Below are 1,273 nucleotides of genomic sequence, written 5' to 3'. Positions count from 1 at the left end.
ATTCGGGATCCGAGGCGACCTATCACGCCCTGCGCCTTGCCCGCGCCGCCACCGGTCGCAAGCGCATCATCAAGTTCCAAGGCGGCTATCATGGCTGGCACGACTATGTCGCCATGAACGTACAGTCGCACGCGCAGGCGATCGGCAAGTACGATCCAATCAGCGCCGGCATCCTTGAGGATGCCGCCCGACACACGATCGTGCTGCCTTACAATGATGCCGGCGCCGTCGAGGATTATCTCAAGGCCAATCCGGGCGAGGTCGCGGCGATCATCATCGAGCCAATCGCTCACAATATGGGGTCGGTGATGGCGACGGATGTTTTTCTGCGCGACCTGCGTCGCCTGGCCAGCGATCATGGTGTCGTGCTGATCTTCGACGAGGTCATAACCGGCTTTCGCCACGCGCTCGGCGGCTATCAGTCGATCGCTAACGTCACGCCTGATCTGGCGACCTTCGGCAAGGCGGCCTCATCAGGCTATCCCGTCGGCGTGGTGGCCGGTCGTCGCGATCTCATGGAGCTCGTCGGCCGGACCGGGGAAGGATCCGTGTTCATGGGCGGTACTTTCAACGGCACGCCGTCGACGCTCGCCGCCATGCAGGCGACGATCGAGGAGCTGTCGAAACCAGGCTTCTACGACCGCCTGTTTGCCCTCGGCGCTTTCATGCGCACGCAGCTGGATGGCATTATCGATCGCCTCGGCCTGCCCGCGCAGAGCGCCGGGTTTGGCTCGGTCTGGCTGATCTATTTCCTCAGCGGTCCTTACCGCGACTACCAGGACTTGCTGCGCAACGACGATGTCTTCGATCTCGCATTCCGCAAGCAGATGGTGGCGAACCGGCTGATCGGTCAGCCGCTTCCGCTCAAGCGTCTCTACCTGTCAGGAAGCCATGACCGGGCGACAGTCGAGAAATCGCTGGATATCATCGAGACAATCCTGCGCAAGCTCTCCGCTGGGAAACCCGCCAGTTCTTAGCCTTTTTCGCAACCGGACTTATAGGATATAAGAGCTGCTCGTACCTATCCGTTGCCGATTCGGTGCGGCCAACATGCAGCGGTGATTCATGAACACGATGCAGCCAATCGAGCAAGGCAGTCTGTCGGCGAGAACCTATATCTCGCTGCGCGAAGCCCTGATCGCCGGCAATTTCCGGCCCGGCGAAAGACTGTTGATGCAGGATCTGGCGCAACGGCTGGGCACCAGCGTCACGCCTGTGCGAGAGGCCTGTTTCAGGCTCGTCAGCGAGCAGGCGCTGGAACTGCGGTCGGGGC

At 61.4% G+C, this 1,273-nt stretch carries 2 protein-coding genes; both read left to right on the top strand.

What is annotated here, in order from left to right; translation table 11 throughout:
* On the top strand, nucleotides 1-977 hold a 977-nt coding region (locus tag NKH52_RS35590; protein WP_352658185.1), incomplete at its 5' end, for an aspartate aminotransferase family protein.
* An 88-nt stretch (nucleotides 978-1,065) separates the two neighbouring features.
* On the top strand, nucleotides 1,066-1,273 hold a 208-nt coding region (locus NKH52_RS35585), incomplete at its 3' end, for a GntR family transcriptional regulator (RefSeq protein WP_352658182.1).

The organism is Mesorhizobium sp. M1066 (assembly GCF_040318635.1).
Taxonomy (GTDB): Bacteria; Pseudomonadota; Alphaproteobacteria; order Rhizobiales; family Rhizobiaceae; genus Mesorhizobium.
Note: the sequence above shows the minus strand (reverse complement) of the source record. Positions and strands in the feature narration are given on the sequence as shown.